The sequence below is a fragment of the Parabacteroides sp. PFB2-10 genome (assembly GCF_029893085.1).
GTDB lineage: Bacteria > Bacteroidota > Bacteroidia > Bacteroidales > Tannerellaceae > QVMG01.
In genome coordinates, this window is sequence record NZ_JARXWI010000001.1 from 359,820 (window position 1) to 379,937 (window position 20,118).

The following is a 20,118-nucleotide window of genomic DNA, read 5'->3' on the forward strand; positions in this document are numbered from 1 at the left end:
AGCCTATCCGAAAAAAAGTTTTTTTCGGATAGGGGGAAGTGCCCGGCACGATTGTATACAAGTGAAGCAGCATTCGGATATGTCTGTTAAACTTAAATTCTAATTTAAAACACACACGTTTTATGAGCTTACAACATTCCACATCGAAGCGAAAACTTCTCAAGCGTTATTTCGTGGTAGTTTTGTTCTCATTGATGCCTCTGATCTCTTTTGCTCAGATCACAATGCAAGGCAACAAAATACCATTAAGCAAGGCATTCAGCCTGATCGAACAATCCTCTGAGTACCGTTTTTTCTACAGCAACAACCTGCGGGGAGTAGACAAAGAGGTTACGTTTAACTTTTCGAATGCCTCTATCGGGGAGGCGATGAATAAGCTTCTGAAAAGCTCGAACCTCTCCTATCAGGTGGGTAATGACAAGGTGGTGACGGTGACGGAGAAACTACCTCAACAGTCGGTGGCAGAGATCAAAGGAACGGTGGTCGATGAAGAGGGGGAACCTTTGATCGGCGCCAATGTGTTTGTGCCGGGCACAACGATCGGTGTCATTACCGAAGTAGACGGCTCGTTTGTGCTACGCAATGTGCCGGCTTCACAAAAAACCTTGACCTTCTCCTATATCGGAATGGAAGAGCTGACGGTGAATATTAAACCGACCATGCATGTGGTGTTGCGCACCGATTCCAAACTGCTCGACGAGGTGGTGGTCGTTGCCTTCGGGGAACAAAAGAAAGCCGCCTTTACCGGTTCGGCCGGGGTGATACGATCGGATATGATTTCTAAAAGACAAACATCCAATGCCATGGATGCGCTCAATGGACAGATCGCCGGGGTACAGTTGACCTCTGCTTCCGGAGCACCCAATGCTACGCCCAGTATTCGCGTGCGTGGTTTTAGTTCGATCAACGCGGAAAACAATCCGTTGATCATCCTGGACGGTATGCCTTACGAAGGAGGAATCAATAACATCAACCCGTCGGATATCGAATCGATCACCGTGCAAAAAGACGCCGCTTCGAATGCGCTCTACGGAGCACGCGGCGCCAACGGGGTGATTATGATTACCACCAAAAAGGCATCGATCAACGAAACAGTAGTCACCTTTGATGCTAAATTGGGTATCAACGAAAGAGTGAACAACCTATATGAGTATATTACTGATCCCGGTGAATACTATGAGACACATTATCGGGGTTTATACAATTACTACCGCAATGTCGGAGGAAACAGCATAGCCGAAGCTTACAAAAGAGCGAATGAAACACTCGGTTCCCCCATCGGAGCGGGTGGCTTAGGATATATGGTGTATAATGTGCCGGTTGGGCAGTATCTAATCGGGCAGAACGGCAAACTGAATCCCAATGCTACCTTAGGCAATAAGGTTACGTATGATGGTCAAGAGTATCTGTTGACTCCCGATGACTGGGTGGATGAAGCCTTTCGCACCAGCTTACGGCAGGAATATAATGTAAATGTGAATGGAGGAAATTCCAAAACGCAGTTTTACGGATCGTTTGGGTACCTCAACGACGAAGGCATTGTGTATGCTTCTGACTATACGCGTTATACCGCCCGCCTGCGAGCCTCTCATCAGGCGAAATCCTGGTTGCGCTTCGGGGGAAATATCAGCTATTCACATTACAAAAGCAACGGGGTCGCATCAGGTGATGGCACTTCCGTTTTCGACCATGCGGTTAGTGTGGCACCTATCTATCCTCTCTACGTAAGAGATGGCAACGGCAATATCATGACCGACAAGAATGGTAAGATTTACGATTACGGAAAAGGCAATAATGCCGGATTGAGCCGGGCGGTGTTACCCAACACCAATCCACTGCAAACCAACCTGCTCAATCGGAGTATGTCGAATGGAAACACCACCAATGCCCAAGGTTTTGCGGAAGTAAGATTCCTGAAAGATTTTAAGTTCACCTTTAATGCCGGTATATCGAACAATGAATACCGTTCGGTATCCACATCAAATCCCTATTATGGCTTTAGTGCGAACCTGGATGGCAAATCAACCATATCGCATTACCGTACCTTCACCTACAACCTGCAACAACTGCTCAATTACTCTAAGTCATTGGGGGATCATACGATCTCTGCCTTGTTGGGACATGAAAACTACGTATATAACTATAGTATGCTATCAGGATCACGTACGCAGATGGCCTACTATGATGGCATATACGAACTGGGCAGTGCCATCACCAAAGATGATCAGAACTCCTCATCAACCGATTACAATACGGAGGGTTATTTCACCCAGCTACAATATGATTATAAAATGAAATACTTCGGGTCTATTTCTTACCGCCGTGATGCTTCGTCGCGCTTCCATTCAGACAACTGGTGGGGTAACTTCTGGTCGGTCGGAGGTGCTTGGATTCTATCGGAAGAAGACTGGTTTACGACCTCTTGGGTGGATATGCTGAAGGTTAAGTTATCGTATGGTTCGCAAGGGAATGACAATATCGGTAACTTCCGATACACAGATACCTATACTCCCAAAGACTCCAATGGAAACCTGGGCTTTGCTTTCTCCTCCAAAGGGAACAAAGATATCACCTGGGAGACGAATGCAAATTTGAATATCGGCGTTGAATTCTCCCTCTTCAAAGATAGGCTATCAGGAAATGTGGATGTGTTCCGTCGGAAAACCACCGATATGCTCTTCTCGCTTCCTACCCCGCTCTCTTTGGGCTACAGCAGCTATTACTCCAATGTAGGGGATATGATCAACCAAGGTGTTGAATTAGATCTTCGCGGTAAAATCATCAAACAGCGCAACTTCAGCTGGGAGATTAATTTCAATACCACACATTACAAGAACGAAGTGACGATGCTTTCCGATATCCGTGCCACGGAAATGGTAGACGGATACAAAGGATATACCAGCGGTAACTACTATCTGGGCGAAGGCCTGTCGATGTACACCTGGAGAATCAAGAAGTTTGCAGGTATCAACGAAGAGGGTTTACCGACATGGTATCAGACAGACGAAGAAACAGGCGAACGCACGACAACCGCGGCCTACGCAGCGGCGACCTACTACTTGGCTGACAATGCTATTCCCGACCTATACGGGGGCTTTGGCACCACGCTGTCGGCCTATGGCTTCGACCTGAGCGCCAACTTCTCTTATCAGATTGGCGGGCAATACTATGATGGCGGGTATGCCGGCGCGATGGCTGTTCCGGGACTTTCCGGAGGTGGTTACAATATCCACAAAGACATATTGAAGGCCTGGACACCGGAAAATCCTTCTTCCACCATCCCACGCTGGCAGATTGCCGACACCAATATCAATGCCCGATCGGATCTATATCTTACGGATGCCAGCTGGCTGAACCTGCAGAATGTAACCTTGGGGTATACCGTGCCCAGAACATGGTTGCGGAAAGCTCACCTTAAATCGCTCCGTATCTATGTAACAGCTGACAACCTCTTCTTCGTAAGTAAACGTAAAGGGTTCGATCCTCGTTCGAGCTTCAGTGGAAGCACCTCTTCCACCGGATATTCGCAAAGACGTACTATCTCAACAGGTATCAACCTCCAGTTTTAATTCTTAAAATCCTACATCATGAAAAAGTATATATTTATCATTTTTACACAGTTGCTGCTATTGACGCTCAATACCAGTTGCATAGAAGAGGTGTATCCCACGACGGTACTCACGATAGAGCAGATTTCAGAATCGGAAACAGCCGTGGAAGCGTTGCTCGATGGCGCCATCGCTTATATGGATGCCTATTATTACAATAGTCAACTCTCCGGGCTTGGTTATCCCATGATGCTGATCTTTCGCGATGTGGCGACTCATGATTTTCCTATAAGTAGAATCTCATACGACTACTTCAATAATCCGTTTGGATCAACCGGCGGATTGGGGAATTCAGCTCAAATGCAAACGATATGGATGTATTATTATTACTTGATAAATAATGTGCATAATGTAATCAGCGCGGCCAATGTGGAGAATGCCAGCCCCGCGATGAAAAACTATCTGGGCGTAGCCTATGTTTTCCGTTCCCTGGCCTATTTTGATATGGCCAGATCGTACGAATATTTCCCCACCGGCGTGCCGGCATTGGATAATCAGGCTTTAGAAAATGAGGTGGCGGGTCTTACCGTTCCGATTGTAACGGAGACTATCACCGAGAATGAAGCGCGTAATAATCCGCGGGCTCCATTCTATCACATGTACCGGTTTATTCTAAACGACCTGAATGATGCGGAAACACTTTTGGAAGGGTACATACGACCGGCCAAAAACTACCCGGATGAAAGCGTTGTATTTGGTATGAAAGCGCGTTTCTGGTTGGAAATGGGTACACGGTTTGAGAAATCGCCCGCCGATCTGAATACCTTCCTGGCACACGAAAATGACGAAAACCTGGCTCATTTGGATAAATTGGGCGTTACCTCCGCCTTAGAATGTTACCAGAAATCGGCAGAATACGCTCGCAAAGCGATTGACAAGAGTGGCTGCACCCCGTTGACTCAAGAGCAATGGTATGATACGACCAAAGGTTTTAATAATGTCAATTCGCAGAACTCATGGATGTTTTCCATTATGATTAACTCGGATGCCCTGGGATCGGCCACCTATGTGAATTGGATAGCCAATATGTCACCCGAGACCACCTTTGGGACAATTAACCAACGTTATACTACCTTCCGGATGATTGGTAAAAACCTGTACGATCAGATACCGGATAGCGACTGGCGGAAACAGACCTGGGTTGACCCCAGTGATGCCGGCAAAAACCCCACCCCGGAAAAGTATAAAACGCTTTTGAGTGCGGCAGACTGGGCGAAGTCTGTGGCATATACCGAATTCAAGTTCAGACCCGGCGAAGGAAATATGACCAATCATAAGGTGGGAGCCGCTGTTGATATCCCGCTGATGCGTATGGAAGAGATGCTTCTTATCGAAGCGGAAGCCCTGGCTCATACCCAAGGATTGGCCGTTGGTATCTCCAAACTGGAAGATTTTGTCAACACCTATCGCTATACCGACAAAAGTTATTCCTGTGATGCCCTTGATATGGATAATTTCATCTCACATGTGGTTTTGCAAAAACGCATCGAACTATGGGGAGAAGGAATCGTATTCTTCGATTACAAGCGCCTGAAGATGCAGGTATTACGTGGCTACTCTGGCACAAACTACATTGTAGGGCAGCGATTCAACTCCATACCCGGCTATGTAGCCCCCTGGATGAATTATTATATCACCGATTACGAATTCACGCGTAACCTGGGAATAAAACCCAATCCCGATGCGTCGAAAGCAATTGATGAGTGGCAACAATAAGAATTAGAATAAAGAATAAAACCATGAGAAGATTCATATATTTATCGCTTCTGGCTGTCGTTGCAACGACGCTATTCTGTGCATGCTCCGATGATGACAACTACTCACCCGGAGAGCAAAATGATCCCAACACAATGGCCGTGTTCTTTCCTACGAATAACCGAAATGTGATTGTTCTGTCGAACCAGGACGAATATAAGATAGATATCCTGGTAAGCCGCTTGAAAAGCGATCAGGCGGCAACTGTTCCGGTGAAGGTAATCAAGAAAGACGAGGTATTTGTAGTGCCTGAATCGGTTGTATTCCAGCCAGGGCAGGCGGAGAGTACAATAACCGTCACCTTCCCGTCGGCAGAGACCGCCTCCTATTCATTCATCCTGGGTATCGAAGGGAAAGAATATGTAGACCAGTACAGCATTGTAGATGGACATTCGCAATATGACTGTACGATACATATCGAAAAATGGGAAGTAGCTATTTCTCAGGCTACGTTTGGCTTTGCCTCTCTTTTCGAACCGGAGAAGGTAGACATACTGAAACAGGATGGACTAAACCGATACAAAATCGTCAATTATCTCCGCTCAGGCTTGGATTTTGTCTTCTCTATCGATGAGAATATGAATATCGTACCGGAAGGAGGTCATAAGCCCAATGCAAACAACTGGTATTTCTCTGCGGGTAATACGGCTGCCTATCCGGTGCCCAAAGCAGGTAGTGAGGGCTTGACAATAACCAATTTCTATGTGTATGTGAGTGTGAGCGGCACCCATTCATTTGTTGATTTCACCAACAAGAAAGGCTCTGTCTACCATAATAACACATACAATAACGGTACCGCCGGTTGGAACAGGAACAATTTCACGTGGCAATAAACTAAACGCTATAACTATATCTAATGCCAGATGTCTCCTTTATGGATGTCATCTGGCATTTTAAAAATGTAAACACCATGAAAGCAAAGGATATGCGTACTTTTATAATCATTCTTTTTTTTATCTTTTTATGGCAGAATGGGGTAGCCCAGTCTATTGTTGTGGATGAATATATCCATTACGGATCGTTCGGTATTAGAACTCCACTCATGAATGATCCGGTTGATCTGAACAAGAAACCGTTCGATTTCAAATCTTTGATGAACCAATCCTTGCCGGTTGCGGTATACGCAGGCAAGGGAGAGATCGTAAAAACGGATAACGAGGGTCGAATCACTATCCGCTCTTCGGATGAATCTCATCGGATCGGCCTACTGACCTTCTATATGGATGCTCCTGTCTATTGTACGCCGGAGCTGCAATTCGAAGGGCTGCCGGAGGTAGCCGAACTTTATCTGAACGGAAAGATACAAGCCCTGCAGAAAGGCTCTGCCAAACTTACGCTGGAGCCCATACGACATGAACTGGTTATTAAGTATATCGCGGAGCCGTGCAAAGCGTATACTATCCGCACCACCATACAAGATAGTGTAGGATTATCGCCTCAGGCAACAACAAACCCTTCGAAAAGATATTCCATTTACGAGGTGGTCAACGGCAGACGCATACAATCGGCCCGCATCTCCCCCGATGGGAAATACTATTTTGTGAGATACTACCATGTATTTCCCGATGGAAAGAGAGAGGAATATGCCGAACTGATCGAAGCGAAGAGCCACAAACAGGTACGAACAAAAAACACCAGCTTGAAATGGATGCCCGCCAGCAACCTGTTGTATTATGTGGAAGAGGGTGCCAAAGGCATCGACCTGATCACGGTCGACCCCGCCACATGGCAAGAGAGAACCGTTGCTTCGGGATTGCCCACGAAAAGCTTTACTCTTTCTCCGACCGAAGATTTTATTATCTACTCAAAAACAGATAATGGATCGGCTGAAAAAAACGCTGTCAAACAGGTATTGCATCCGGATGATCGTAGCCGCGGATGGCGCAATCGCTCCTTTTTATACAAATACGACCTTCAAACCGGCGTGATCGAACGGCTTACCTTTGGCCGTACATCCACCAGCCTGCAGGATATATCGCCCGATGGTCGCTACCTATTGTTCAGCAGTTGGAACTCGGACTACACCGAAACCCCTTTTATTTGCTCCACCTTCTGCCTGTTTGACCTTCAGAAGATGAAGGCCGATACCCTGTTATACAACGACAGACACGTGAGCCGAATGGCCTTTTCGCCGGACGGTAAGAAGCTGAGCGTATTGGCCTCGGCGGATGCTTTCGACGGATTAGGGCGCAACCTGCCAGATGGACAGATTATCAATAGCTACGACAAACAGCTCTACCTCTATGATATAGCGACAGGCCAGGCGGAGGCGCTGACTAAGGAGTTTGATCCTTCGGTGAAATCGGTGGCATGGAATCGTTACGACAACCTATTGTATATGACAGCCGAAGAGGGCGACAAGGTGTTGCTCTACACCATCCATCCGGAGAAAAAACAGATCACCCCCATCAAGACCACCGAAGAGATGGTGTCTGAGATATCCTTTAGTTCAAACAGCCCGGATCTGATCTACTATGGGGTCGGGCTGTCGAACACACAGCGTTTATACAGTCTCGACCTAAAAAAACGACAAGAAAAGCTATTGCATGATGTATCGGCCGAAATACTGGAGAACGTGCGGCTCGGAGAAGCCGGCGATTGGAGCTTTATCAGTAGCCGGGGCGATAGCATTCCGGGACGTTATTATCTGCCTGTCGATTTTGACGCCACGAAAAAGTATCCGATGATCACCTATTATTACGGAGGAACAAACCCCACCACCCGACGTCTGGAGGGGCATTATGCGCCCCATGTATTTGCCGGAATGAGCTTCGTTGTCTATGTGGTACAGCCCCGTGGCTCTACCGGGTATGGGCAGGAGCTTTCTGCGCGACATGTAAACGACTGGGGAAAGAAAAACGCGGATGAAATCATTGAAGGAGTATTGAAATTCTGCGAAGAGCATCCGTTTGTCGACAAGACGAAACTCGGTTGCGTCGGTGCCTCCTATGGTGGATTTATGACCATGTATTTACAAACAGTCACCGATATTTTTGCGGCAGCCGTGTCGCATGCCGGCATCAGTAATATATCGGCCTATTGGGGCGAAGGGCTTTCGGGACATAGCTACAGCGCCATTGCCAGTGCCGGCAACTATCCTTGGAACGCTGAAGAGCTGTATGCCGGTCAAAGTCCACTTTACAGAGCCGATAAGATCAATACCCCCCTGTTACTGCTTCACGGAACAGCCGACACGAACGTGCCTACCGGCCAAAGCTACGAGATGTTTATGGCACTCAAAATGCTTGGCAAAGAGACCGCATTGGTTGTAGTAGATGGCGAAAATCATGGCATCACCAATCATGCCAACCGCATACGTTGGAGCCAGACCATGTATGCCTGGTTCAACAAATGGCTGAAAGACAGACCCGAATGGTGGGAAGCACTTTATCCGGAAAAGGATCTGTAAAAAAGCATTATTTTATTTTTCTCACCGGCGTGAGAAAACTTTCTCATGCCGGTGAGAAAAATAAAATTCGCATTAGTCTGTCTTGTTTTTCAAAAGAAAAAAAGAGGGAAAAACAGAAAGAATACCTATCTTAGCCCTGTTAACCCATACTATTATGAATAGTTTGAGTCTGAAATGCGCCTTGATCTTATTCTTTTGTTGTATCCCTTTCGCTCTGTCCGGGCAAAACGGGGATGCGGAACAGCATATTGAAGAATTGATCACAAAAGCGGAGGAGATGCTGAAAGCTGATCCGTCGAGAGCTATCTATTATTCCAATTCGGCCATTGTCGAGGCACAAAAGATAAACGATCAACGGCATATTGCCATGGCACAGGCTACACTCGGTGAAGCCTACATGAACCAGGGTGACTTCGATATGGGATTCGAATCGTTGACCAATGCCATCGAGACCTGCCCCCCCGATAGTGCCAAACTGCAAGCCTATATCTACCTCCGTCTGTCGGGAGCCTATCTGAAGCTGAAAGACCTGAATCAGGCCTCTAACTATGTCGATAAAGCCTCGGAGATATACAAAGCATTGAATGACTCCCTCGATCTGGCACGTTGCTACAACTCCAAAGGACTGGTTTATATCCAGATTCCCGATAATGCGAAAGCCGAAGAAAATTTCAAGGCGGCATTGGAGATCAACCGTAAGCTCGGCGAGATCAATTCCATTGCTTCCAACCTCAACAACCTCTGCCTTTACGAAGGAAACACACCAGAGAAGATCGACATGCTCTACGAAGCGATTGCCATCAATAGTTCCTTAGGCAAGGTGTGGTCGCTGGGAGAGAACTATAACAACCTGGGCACACAATATTATTATGCGCGTGACTACGACAAAGCGCTTGCCGTATTGGATACCGCCATGCGCTATGCCCGGCAGATCAATGCCAAGGAGCTTATTTGCGACAATCACCGCTACGTCTCTTGGGTCTATGCCGCGAAAAAAGATTTTGCTAAAGCATACGAATTCCTGAACCTATTGTATGAAACGGAGCAGGATCTACTCACCATGAACGAGATGCGGCAGGTGGAGCTGAATGTGATCCAGAAGAGACTCCGGGATAAGGAGCAGCAAATGATTATGCAGGAGCAAGCCTTCGAGATTCACAACCTACGTCATTCGATATTTATTGCTATACTCATTGCTGTTGTCTTGTTTTTTGCTCTTTCCTATCTGTTTTATCGCTACCGCCACAAGAAAAAGGTCGAGTATCTCGAACAAGCGCAGAAGTATGAAGCCCAGGAGACGGAGCTTATCCGATTAAAGCTGCAACAGGCCGAGAATGAAGCGCGGGCGGCTCAGCAAGCACTGGAACACAATAAAAACGAATTGATAAACTTTTCCTTTTTTGTCCGTAGCCGCAATGATATACTGGCCAATATTCAATCGATGATCAAGGAGGGATATAAACTCACCGGGCAGGAAAGCGAACAACATCTTCGTCGTATCAATGCGCATATTGCCCAGTTTCAGGCAAAAAACACAGAGACCGAAATCATTATCGACAAAGTAAACGCGGAGTTTATCCAAAAGCTCTCCCTATTGCATCCCGATCTTTCCAAAAATGAAATACAACTGGCCTCTCTATTGCGCATCGGATTATCTACCAAAGAGATCGCCTCCATTATCGACTCGACTCCCAAAACCGTCAATATGGCTCGCTACCGACTTCGCAAACACCTGAACCTGGATACCGACGAGAGCCTGACCGAATATATGCAAGGGATTTAATCTATCAAACCCTCATAATTCTATTGTCGATGCACATGGACAATAGAATTATGTAAGACACTATAAAAAACCGCCACAACTTCCGAGTACCGAATAATTTATATAAATTTGCCGTTAAAATAAAAGTCAATGAATATAGAGGTTAAAGAAGTCACTACAAGGAAGGAACTAAAAGACTTTGTGAAATTTAATATCGATTTGTATAGGGGTAATGCGTATGCTGTGCCCGAATTGATATCGGATGAAATGGAGACTCTTGACAAAGAGAAGAATCCGGCATTTGAAGTATGTGATGCTATATTTTTTCTGGCCTATAAAGAGGGCAAAATCGTTGGGCGAATCGCGGGCATCATCAACCATCCCAGCAACGAAATCTGGAAAGAAAAAAACGCGCGTTTCGGTTTTGTTGATTTTATCGATGATCCGGAAGTATCCAAGGCGCTGTTTGCCGCTGTCGAAGAATGGGCGCTATCGAAAGGCATGGAGGCTTTGCATGGTCCGTTGGGATTCACCGATATGGACAACGAAGGTATGTTGGTGGAGGGTTTCGATCAACTGGGCACCATGGCAACCTTGTATAACTACCCCTACTACCCCGAACACGTCGAACGCTTGGGTTTTGTGAAAGACCAGGACTGGCATGAGTTCAAAATCTATATCCCGGAGGAGGTACCTGAAAAACATCTGCGTATCGGGGAACTGGTGAAAAAGAAATATGGGCTTCAGGTAAAGAAATTCAAGAATGCCAAAGAGGTGATGCCTTATGCGCAAAAGATATTCAAAGCATTGAATGCTGCCTTTGCACCGCTCTACGGCTTCGCACCGCTGACCCAGAAGCAAATCGATTATTATGTAGCTAAATATATACCCCTGCTTCGTTTTGAGTTGGTCACGGTTATTCTCCGTGAAGAGGACGATGAGGTAGTAGGGTTCGGCATTTCGCTGCCAAGCATGTCGAAGGCATTGCAAAAAGCGAATGGGCGCATGCTGCCGTTTGGGTGGTTCTATCTGCTGAAATCGTTGATGTCGAAACCCAAGCTGGTCGACCTGTATCTGGCCGGTGTATTGCCCGAATACCAGAACAAAGGGGTGAATGCTTTGTTATTCAATGACCTGATCCCGATCTACAAACGCTTGGGCGTACCATACGCCGAAAGTAATCCGGAACTGGAAACCAACAGCGCGGTGCAGGCACAATGGGATTATTTCCGCAAAGAGCACCATAAGACGCGGCGGGCGTATATAAAGAGAATTGATAATTGATAATTGATAATTGACAATTGATAGGTAAGAAGAGAGCTGTTTATGAACGAACTGAATGACATCTTGCAGAACGAAACTGCGTACAATGATGAAGATATAAAAACCTTAGACTGGATGGAGCATATCCGCCGGCGCCCCGGTATGTATATCGGAAAGCTGGGCGACGGTAGTTATGCGGACGATGGCATCTATGTTCTGTTGAAAGAGGTGCTCGATAATTCCATCGACGAATACATGATGGGGTATGGAAAGACGATCGAGGTGACCATAGAAGAGGGAACCGTTGCCGTGCGCGACTATGGGCGCGGCGTGCCCTTGGGCAAGGTGATCGACGTATCCAGCAAAATGAATACAGGCGCCAAATACGACAGCAAAGCATTTAAGAAATCGGTCGGTCTGAACGGGGTGGGTATCAAGGCGGTCAACGCGTTGAGCAGCTATTTCCAGATCACCAGCTACCGCGATGGCGAAGGGAAGCAGGCGGAGTTCAGCCGGGCGATCCTGACCGAAGAAAAAGATATCGCGCATACCGAGGAGAACAACGGCACGATGACCTACTTCGTGCCCGACAAAGAGATCTTCCGCGACTACCAATACAAAGAGGAATTCATTGAGAATCTATTGAAAAACTATGTGTTCCTCAATTCCGGCCTGACGATCCTGTTCAACGGGAAGAAGTTTTATTCGCGCAACGGGTTGGTTGACCTATTGAACGAGAATATGACCACCGATGCCTTGTACCCGATCATTCACCTGAAAGGGGAAGACATCGAGGTGGTGATCACGCATAGTAACCAGTATGGGGAAGAGTATTATTCGTTTGTCAACGGGCAACATACCACGCAGGGCGGGACACACCTTTCGGCCTTCCGTGAGTCGTTGGGGCGCGTTATCAAGGAGTATTACACCAAAAACTTTGAATATTCGGATATCCGCGCGGGTATCGTGGCGGCTATCAGCGTAAAAGTGGAAGAGCCGGTATTCGAAAGCCAGACAAAGACCAAACTGGGATCCAAAGATATGGGGCCGGGAGGCGTGACGGTGGCTAAGTTTATCGGCGACTTCATCAAAAAGGAGCTCGACAACTACCTGCATAAAAACCCGGATACGTCGGAAGCGATGCTCAAAAAGATTATGGAATCGGAGAAAGAGCGTAAAGCCATTGCCGGCGTCACCAAACTGGCGCGTGAACGAGCCAAGAAGGCGAACCTGCACAACAGGAAGCTGCGCGATTGCCGTTTGCACCTGAACGATGCCAAGGGAGACAAGAAAGAAGAAACCTGTATCTTTATCACCGAGGGGGACTCGGCCAGCGGATCGATCACTAAAAGCCGCGATCCGAACCTGCAGGCGGTGTTTAGCTTGCGTGGAAAGCCGCTCAACAGCTTCGGGCTGACCAAGAAGATTGTTTACGAAAACGAAGAGTTCAACCTATTGCAGGCAGCGCTCAATATCGAAGACGGCCTGGAAGGGCTGCGCTACAATAAGGTGATCATCGCCACCGATGCCGATGTAGACGGGATGCATATCCGTTTATTATTGATTACCTTCTTCCTGCAATTCTTCCCCGACCTGATCAAAGGGGGGCATGTGTATATCTTGCAGACACCTCTGTTCCGCGTGCGCAACCGCCAGAAAACCTGGTACTGCTATTCGGAAGAGGAACGTCTGGCGGCGATCAAGGCAGCGGGCAAGAATCCGGAGATCACCCGATTCAAAGGATTGGGCGAGATATCACCGGATGAGTTCCGTAACTTTATCGGAGCGGATATGCGCCTCGACCCCGTTACGATGAAGAAAGAGGACTCCGTAAAAGATATGCTTGAGTTCTATATGGGCAAAAACACCATGGAACGTCAGGTGTTTATCATCGATAACTTAGTTGTAGAAGAAGATATCGCATGAAACGTATCGCGCTTTTCCCCGGCACATTCGACCCGTTCACCGTTGGGCATCAGTCCTTGGTGAGGCGAGGGCTGGAACTGGTGGATGAGATCATCATCGCCATCGGTATCAATGAGAAGAAGCAGACCTACTTTCCGCTGGAAAAACGGTTGGAGGGTATCGAAAAACTATACCGGGAGGAACCGCGCGTCCGGGTGATGTCGTATGATTCGTTGACGGTAGACTTTGCCGAACAGGTAGGTGCCCGCTTTATTTTGCGTGGCATACGAACGGTAAACGATTTTGAATACGAAGAAAGCATAGCCGACGTGAACCGGAAACTCAGCGGGATCGAGACATTCCTGCTTTTCACCGAACCGGAACATACCCATATCAGTTCGAGTATCGTGCGCGAATTATTGCGTTACGGAAAAGACATATCCATGTTTGTCCCGAAAGAGACAGAACTATATTGACCATTTAGGAGTAGAAAAAATGAAGAGAATCGTATGTATGTGCCTGCTGGGCGCCATTGCTTTTTCGGCCTTGGCCCAGAATCAGAATAATATGGAAGCGCGTAAGCTGCAAATGGCTTTGTACGCTATTTCCAATCTATACGTCGACCCGGCGGATGAGAAGAAGCTGGTAGAGGATGCCATCATTGGTATGCTGGAGAAACTGGATCCCCATTCCAACTATATGGATCCGGAAGAGACCAAAGAGATGACCGAACCTTTGCAGGGAAATTTCGATGGTATCGGTATTCAGTTCAATATGTTGACCGATACCTTATATGTGATACAGGTGATTCCCGGCGGACCGTCGGAGAAGGTAGGTCTGATGGCGGGCGACCGCATCATCATGGTCAACGACACATTGGTGGCCGGTGTGAAGATGAAAACCAATGATATCATGAAGCGTCTGCGGGGAAAGAAAGGGACGGAGGTGACGGTCGACGTACAACGTGGCAAAAGTTCCGAGTTGATAAAGTTTCATATTATCCGCGATAAGATACCGGTGTACAGCTTAGATGCCGCTTATATGGTTGATAAGACCACCGGTTATATCAAATTGAACCGCTTTGCTCTCTCATCGATGGAAGAATACCAAGAGGCTTTCGCCAAATTGCAGAAGAAAGGCATGAAGGATCTCATCCTGGACTTGCAGGGCAATGGCGGGGGATACCTGAATGTGGCGATCGATCTGGCCGATGAATACTTAGACAAAGGCAAGCTGATTGTCTACACCGAAGGCAACCAGCAGCCCCGTGAGGAGGGGAAAGCGACCCCTCGCGGCGACTTTGAGCAAGGGAAGCTGGTGGTTCTGGTCGACGAAGGATCGGCATCCGCCAGCGAAATCGTAGCCGGAGCTATCCAGGATTGGGATCGTGGTGTGATCGTGGGACGCCGTACGTTCGGCAAAGGATTGGTGCAAAAGCCTATCCCGCTGCCCGATGGTTCGATGATACGCCTGACTGTTTCACGCTATTTCACGCCGGCCGGCCGTTCGATTCAGAAGCCCTATGAGAATGGAAAGGGCGAAGACTATGCCCACGACCTGATTGACCGCTATAACCGGGGCGAACTCATGAGCGCCGATAGCATTCATTTCCCCGACTCTATGAAGTTCACCACATTGGTGACCGACCGTGTTGTGTATGGCGGTGGTGGCATTATGCCCGATATCTTCGTGCCAGTCGATACCACCAGGTCGTCACTCTACCACCGCAAGGTGGTTGCTGCCGGCCTTGTCAACCGGGTGGCTATGAACTACCTGGATGAGAACCGCAAGGAGATGACGCGTAAATACAAATATTTCAATGTCTATAAAGATGAATTTGTCGTGCCGCAAAGTATGCTCGACGAACTGATCCGGCTGGCAACAGAAGCGGATATCGAGTATGACGAGGAGCAGTTCCTTCTGGCCAAAGAGCTGATCACGCTTCAGCTGAAAGCCTTAGTTGCCCGCGATATGTATGAGATGAATGAATATTTCCAGATCATCAACGACGAAAACGATAGTCTCCAGGCCGCCCTCCGGCTTATTCATGAGGAGGGGGCTTATGAGAAGGCGCTGAAACAAATTGGTAATTGATAATAGATAATTGATATTTTTTCATCCTCTCCATTATCCATTATCCATTATCCATTATCCATCATGTTCACTCTCTTCCTCTCTTTCGCCAAAATTGGCCTGTTTACTATCGGTGGAGGCTACGCGATGCTTCCATTGATCGAACGTGAGGTGGTGCGCCGCGGGTGGATCACGCAGGAGGAGTTTATTGATCTTTTCTCGGTTGCTCAGTCACTCCCGGGCGTTTTTGCCGTCAATATATCCATCTTCGTAGGGTATAAGATACGGAAACTCCCGGGAGCTATGGTCTGCGCCCTGGGTACCATCCTGCCTTCTTTCCTGATAATTCTGTTGATCGCGCTCTTCTTTACACGCGTGGCCGATAATGAGATCGTCGAGAGAGTGTTTAAAGGCATACGTCCGGCGGTTGTGGCATTGATTGCCGTTCCGGTGATTACCACGGCTCGTACGCTTCGCCTGAAGGGGTGGATCCTTCTTATTCCGCTGATTACTGCGTTACTGATCTGGTTGGCTGGCTTCTCGCCTGTCTGGATCATTCTGGCTGCCATACTGGGTGGTTTGGGTTACACCTTCCTCATCGGGGAGAAAATAAAGAAACACTGATATGATCTGGCTGGAACTCCTATATGTCTATCTGAAGATCGGCCTCTTTGGTTTTGGCGGGGGCTATGCGATGCTTTCGCTTATCCAGGCGGAGGTGGTCGATAAATATGGCTGGATCACCCTGCAGGAGTTTACCGATATTGTCGCCATCTCCCAGATGACCCCCGGCCCGATCGGCATCAACAGCGCCACCTATATCGGCTATACGGCCATCCATAACGCGGGTTATTCTATGTCGATCAGCGTTCTGGGCTCGGTATTGGCCACCTTTGCCGTATGCCTCCCCTCGTTTATCCTTGTGTTGGCTATCTCCTATTCGTTTGCACGCGTGAAGAAAAACAAATATGTGGAAGCGGCTTTCGTCGGATTGCGTCCGGCGACGGTTGGCCTGATAGCGGCTGCCGCCCTGATGCTGATGAATCACGAGAACTTTATCGACTACAAAAGCTATATCATCTTCGCTGTTGCCTTCGGAATGACCTGGAAGTTTAAGATCCATCCGATCCTGATGATCCTATTGGCCGGGGTGGCGGGGCTAATGCTTTATAATTAAGAATTAAGAATGAGGAATGAAGAATGAAGAATGAAGAATTGGTTGTTCGCAATTGCTTTGCATTTTGTTCCAATTCTTCATTGCTTTACGCTTCGCTAAGCGATCTTCGATTCTTTATTCATCATTCTTCATTCCACCGTTACCGACTTCGCCAGATTGCGTGGTTGATCCACATTTTTCCCTTTGCAAACGGCGATATGGTAGGCTAAGAGTTGCAAGGGAATGGAAGCAATCAGCGGCTCAAGGCATTCTAATGTGGGAGGGAGCGTGATGCAATAATCCGCCAAACGGGTTACTTCCGTATCTCCTTCCGTGACAAGGGCAATGATCTTTCCCTGTCGCGCTTTGATTTCCTGTATATTGCTGAGCACCTTCTCGTACAATCCATCGCGCACGGCAATCACCACCACCGGCATTTCGGCATCGATCAACGCAATAGGGCCATGTTTCATCTCGGCTGCCGGATAGCCTTCGGCATGGATATAGGAGATCTCTTTCAGCTTCAGCGCGCCTTCAAGGGCGACCGGATAGCTGTAGCCCCTGCCCAAGTAGATGAAATTGCGAGCGTATGTAAAGATAGGCGCCAGGGCGGCTATCGATTCGTTCAGCGTTAGTAGTTGCTTCATCTTTCCGGGAATAAGCGACAGTTCCCGAATAATCTTTTCGAACAGCTGGTCATCCATGGTCTTTTTCTCGCGGGAAAGCGTCAGTGCCAACAGGGTCAACACCGTGACCTGTCCGGTAAATGCCTTCGTGGAGGCAACCCCCACCTCCGGTCCTACATGGATATAGGAGCCGGTATGTGTCGCCCGTGCAATGGATGAGCCGACATTGTTGCATATACCATAGATAAACGCCCCCTGCCGTTTCGCCTGTTCCACGGCCGCCAGCGTATCGGCCGTCTCGCCCGATTGGGAGATGGCAATGACCACATCCTCCGCACCGATCACCGGCTCTGCATAACGAAACTCCGAAGCATAGGCCACCTCCACCGGGATACGGCAAAAATGTTCGATCAGTTGCTTCCCGATCAAGGCCGCATGCCAGGAGGTGCCACAGGCAATGATCACATAGCGGCGCGCCTGCAACAGCCGCTCTTTATGTTCTTCTACCGCCGACAGAAACACACGCATCTCCGCCGGTTGAATTCTTCCCCGCATGCAGTCACTGATGCAATCGGGCTGATCGAATATCTCTTTGAGCATGAAATGAGGGAAACCGCCTTTCTCCAGCTGAGTCAGATCCATCTCTACCTCCTGGATTTCAGGGGTTGTCTGTATATTATGCAGGTCAACGATCCGAAGTTCCTTTCCACGTTGCAGAACAGCCACCTCCTCATCTTTCAGGTAAACCATTTTCTTGGTGTATTCCACCAGCGGAGTAGCATCCGAAGCGAGGAAAAACTCCTCCTCGCCTATCCCCACCACCAGTGGACTACTCTTACGCGCCGCAACAATCATATCGGGATGCTCGCGATCGATCACTGCGATCGCATAGGCGCCCACCACCACACGCAACGCCAGTTGCACGGCAGTCAATAGATCCGTATGCTCTTTTTGTTGAATATATTCAATCAGGTAAACGAGCACTTCGGTATCGGTCGAGCTACGGAAGGCATAGCCTTTTGCCTGTAATTTGTTTTTCAGCGTCGCGTAATTCTCTATAATGCCATTATGCACCAAGGCCAGGCGTCCGCTGGGCGAAGCATGCGGGTGGGCATTCTCCGTGCAGGGTTCTCCGTGCGTCGCCCACCGGGTATGGGCGATCCCATTCGAACCGGACATATCCTGGCCGTTCACGAAACTTTCCAGTCCGGCCACTTTACCTTTTGTCTTGTAAATTGACAATTCTCCCCGGGGGTTAAGCAAAGCCATTCCGGCACTATCGTACCCCCTGTATTCCAATCTCTTTAAACCTTTAAGTAACACCGGATAAGCCTCCCGCTCTCCCAGATAGCCTACTATTCCACACATATCAACTTGCTTCTTTTTATTCTGTTATACAATCTATTTGCCATAATAAATACGAAAAACGAAACAAAATATTGTAATAACAACCAATAAAATGACATAATGTTTTTCAATAGGAGAGAAAAAAAGTACTAAGGCGTCACCTGTTCGGTAAGCAATTCCCCTGTTTCCATGTCTTTTCCGCGCAGCTCAACATACTCCACACTTAGAGAATCTTTGGGTTTCGCCTGTACATATAAAGAATGCAAGATGGCAGGACGGTTATTGATCTGAATCACGCAAACATATTTCCCGTTAAGCTTCCGGATTCTCAACACACGCCCGGAGTAGGCCGTAAGGGTGATCTGGGCGCTGTCCTCTCCCGAGGCAACCAGTTTATAGCCATAGGCCATACGTCGCTGAATGGCCGTCAGCCCTTTCCGTTTACCCGGTGCCTCTTCCCGGTCGATCCAATAGACATCCAACGGCTTTTTGCTGTCCAATTTTCCCTCCGTCAGATGTGCGTCATAGCATACCAGATTCCGGTTCTTACTGCGCTCTATATGGAAGAGACGGTTCTCCGTCGGATAAAATACCTCCTGTGCCCATAGGTTCAGCGGCAATACACAGCACAGCCAAACGGGAAACAACCTCCGGAACAATGCGAATCGAATGTTTCTTTTTCTCTCCATAATATCCATTCTTTCTGTTTTGTAAATATAACAGTCCAAACCGGACAAAGGATTATAAGAGAAGAAAAATTTGAAAGACAATGCCAACTAAGGGATAGATATTTGCCTTATAGCCTTTTGTGTATAAACTTGTCGAAAAAGGCTTCCTGATAAATATTTCCTATGGCTACGGCATGATTTTTAATGTATACATCGTTGTTGTCGAACGAATCGATGTGTTGCAAATTGACAATGTATGACTTATTGATCCGGAAGAATTGTTTTCTGAGTAGCTTCTCATGAATGTTTTTTAGGTTTTAAGCTACATATAATCATCAATGGTAAAGGCGAGATCATAAACTTTGTCATCATTCAAGGCAATGTAGATGATAGGAAACTTTTGTCCATGGATAGTTTCATAGAAAAGGCATCCGGCAAACTTTATGCTGATAGGGAATGTATTCCCAGAAACTCAAAGAGATCTTATTCGTCGATGGCATCCACTTTGTTTATAAAATGAGAAACTATATGAAAGGAGGAGAAATT

At 47.6% G+C, this 20,118-nt stretch carries 15 protein-coding genes; 12 read left to right on the forward strand and 3 right to left on the reverse strand.

Annotated features, from left to right (window positions below):
* The first annotated feature begins 122 nt into the window (after positions 1–122).
* The 11 genes from M2137_RS01520 (at position 123) to M2137_RS01570 (ending at position 16,952) form a co-directional block, all read left to right on the forward strand.
* On the forward strand, positions 123–3,569 hold the full coding sequence (locus M2137_RS01520) for a TonB-dependent receptor (protein ID WP_280764694.1): 3,447 nt from the start codon (positions 123–125) through the stop codon (positions 3,567–3,569).
* A gap of 18 nt (positions 3,570–3,587) precedes the next feature.
* Positions 3,588–5,324: a RagB/SusD family nutrient uptake outer membrane protein gene (locus M2137_RS01525; RefSeq protein WP_280764695.1), complete on the forward strand. Its 1,737-nt coding sequence runs from the start codon at positions 3,588–3,590 to the stop codon at positions 5,322–5,324.
* Positions 5,325–5,347: 23 nt separating this feature from the next.
* Entirely contained in the window at positions 5,348–6,196 is an 849-nt protein-coding gene (locus M2137_RS01530) for a hypothetical protein (protein ID WP_280764696.1), read from the forward strand.
* 77 nt (positions 6,197–6,273) lie between these two features.
* Positions 6,274–8,772, forward strand: coding sequence for a prolyl oligopeptidase family serine peptidase (locus tag M2137_RS01535; RefSeq protein ID WP_280764697.1), 2,499 nt, complete (start codon positions 6,274–6,276; stop codon positions 8,770–8,772).
* Between the two features lie 154 nt (positions 8,773–8,926).
* Positions 8,927–10,555, forward strand: a complete 1,629-nt coding sequence (locus M2137_RS01540) for a tetratricopeptide repeat protein (protein WP_280764698.1) — start codon at positions 8,927–8,929, stop codon at positions 10,553–10,555.
* Positions 10,556–10,684: 129 nt separating this feature from the next.
* Positions 10,685–11,818, forward strand: coding sequence for a hypothetical protein (locus M2137_RS01545; RefSeq protein ID WP_280764699.1), 1,134 nt, complete (start codon positions 10,685–10,687; stop codon positions 11,816–11,818).
* Positions 11,819–11,860: 42 nt separating this feature from the next.
* The gene (locus M2137_RS01550; protein ID WP_280764700.1) at positions 11,861–13,723 is read left to right on the forward strand and encodes a DNA topoisomerase IV subunit B; all 1,863 of its coding nucleotides are present in this window, start codon (positions 11,861–11,863) and stop codon (positions 13,721–13,723) included.
* Entirely contained in the window at positions 13,720–14,178 is a 459-nt protein-coding gene (coaD, locus tag M2137_RS01555; protein ID WP_280764701.1) for a pantetheine-phosphate adenylyltransferase, read from the forward strand. The genes M2137_RS01550 and coaD overlap by 4 nt, the downstream gene beginning before the upstream one ends.
* A gap of 19 nt (positions 14,179–14,197) precedes the next feature.
* Positions 14,198–15,796 (forward strand): S41 family peptidase, encoded by a 1,599-nt coding sequence (locus M2137_RS01560; RefSeq protein ID WP_280764702.1) that lies wholly within the window; start codon positions 14,198–14,200, stop codon positions 15,794–15,796.
* 60 nt (positions 15,797–15,856) lie between these two features.
* Complete coding sequence (locus M2137_RS01565) at positions 15,857–16,399, forward strand: chromate transporter (RefSeq protein WP_280764763.1); 543 nt, start codon at positions 15,857–15,859, stop codon at positions 16,397–16,399.
* Position 16,400: 1 nt separating this feature from the next.
* On the forward strand, positions 16,401–16,952 hold the full coding sequence (locus M2137_RS01570; protein WP_280764703.1) for a chromate transporter: 552 nt from the start codon (positions 16,401–16,403) through the stop codon (positions 16,950–16,952).
* Between the two features lie 128 nt (positions 16,953–17,080).
* On the opposite strand, the gene glmS is transcribed toward M2137_RS01570, so the two are convergent.
* The 3 genes from glmS to M2137_RS01585 form a co-directional block, all read right to left on the reverse strand.
* Entirely contained in the window at positions 17,081–18,925 is a 1,845-nt protein-coding gene (glmS, locus tag M2137_RS01575) for a glutamine--fructose-6-phosphate transaminase (isomerizing) (RefSeq protein ID WP_280764704.1), read from the reverse strand.
* A gap of 128 nt (positions 18,926–19,053) precedes the next feature.
* Complete coding sequence (locus M2137_RS01580) at positions 19,054–19,593, reverse strand: DUF4833 domain-containing protein (protein WP_280764705.1); 540 nt, start codon at positions 19,591–19,593, stop codon at positions 19,054–19,056.
* A 107-nt stretch (positions 19,594–19,700) separates the two neighbouring features.
* Positions 19,701–19,877 carry a LytTR family transcriptional regulator DNA-binding domain-containing protein gene (locus tag M2137_RS01585; RefSeq protein ID WP_280764764.1) on the reverse strand — a complete coding sequence of 59 codons (177 nt, stop codon included), beginning with the start codon at positions 19,875–19,877 and terminating at the stop codon, positions 19,701–19,703.
* A gap of 50 nt (positions 19,878–19,927) precedes the next feature.
* Between M2137_RS01585 and M2137_RS14810 the strand changes: the two genes are divergently transcribed.
* Positions 19,928–20,092, forward strand: a complete 165-nt coding sequence (locus M2137_RS14810) for a hypothetical protein (protein WP_348538022.1) — start codon at positions 19,928–19,930, stop codon at positions 20,090–20,092.
* The last annotated feature ends 26 nt before the right edge of the window (positions 20,093–20,118 follow it).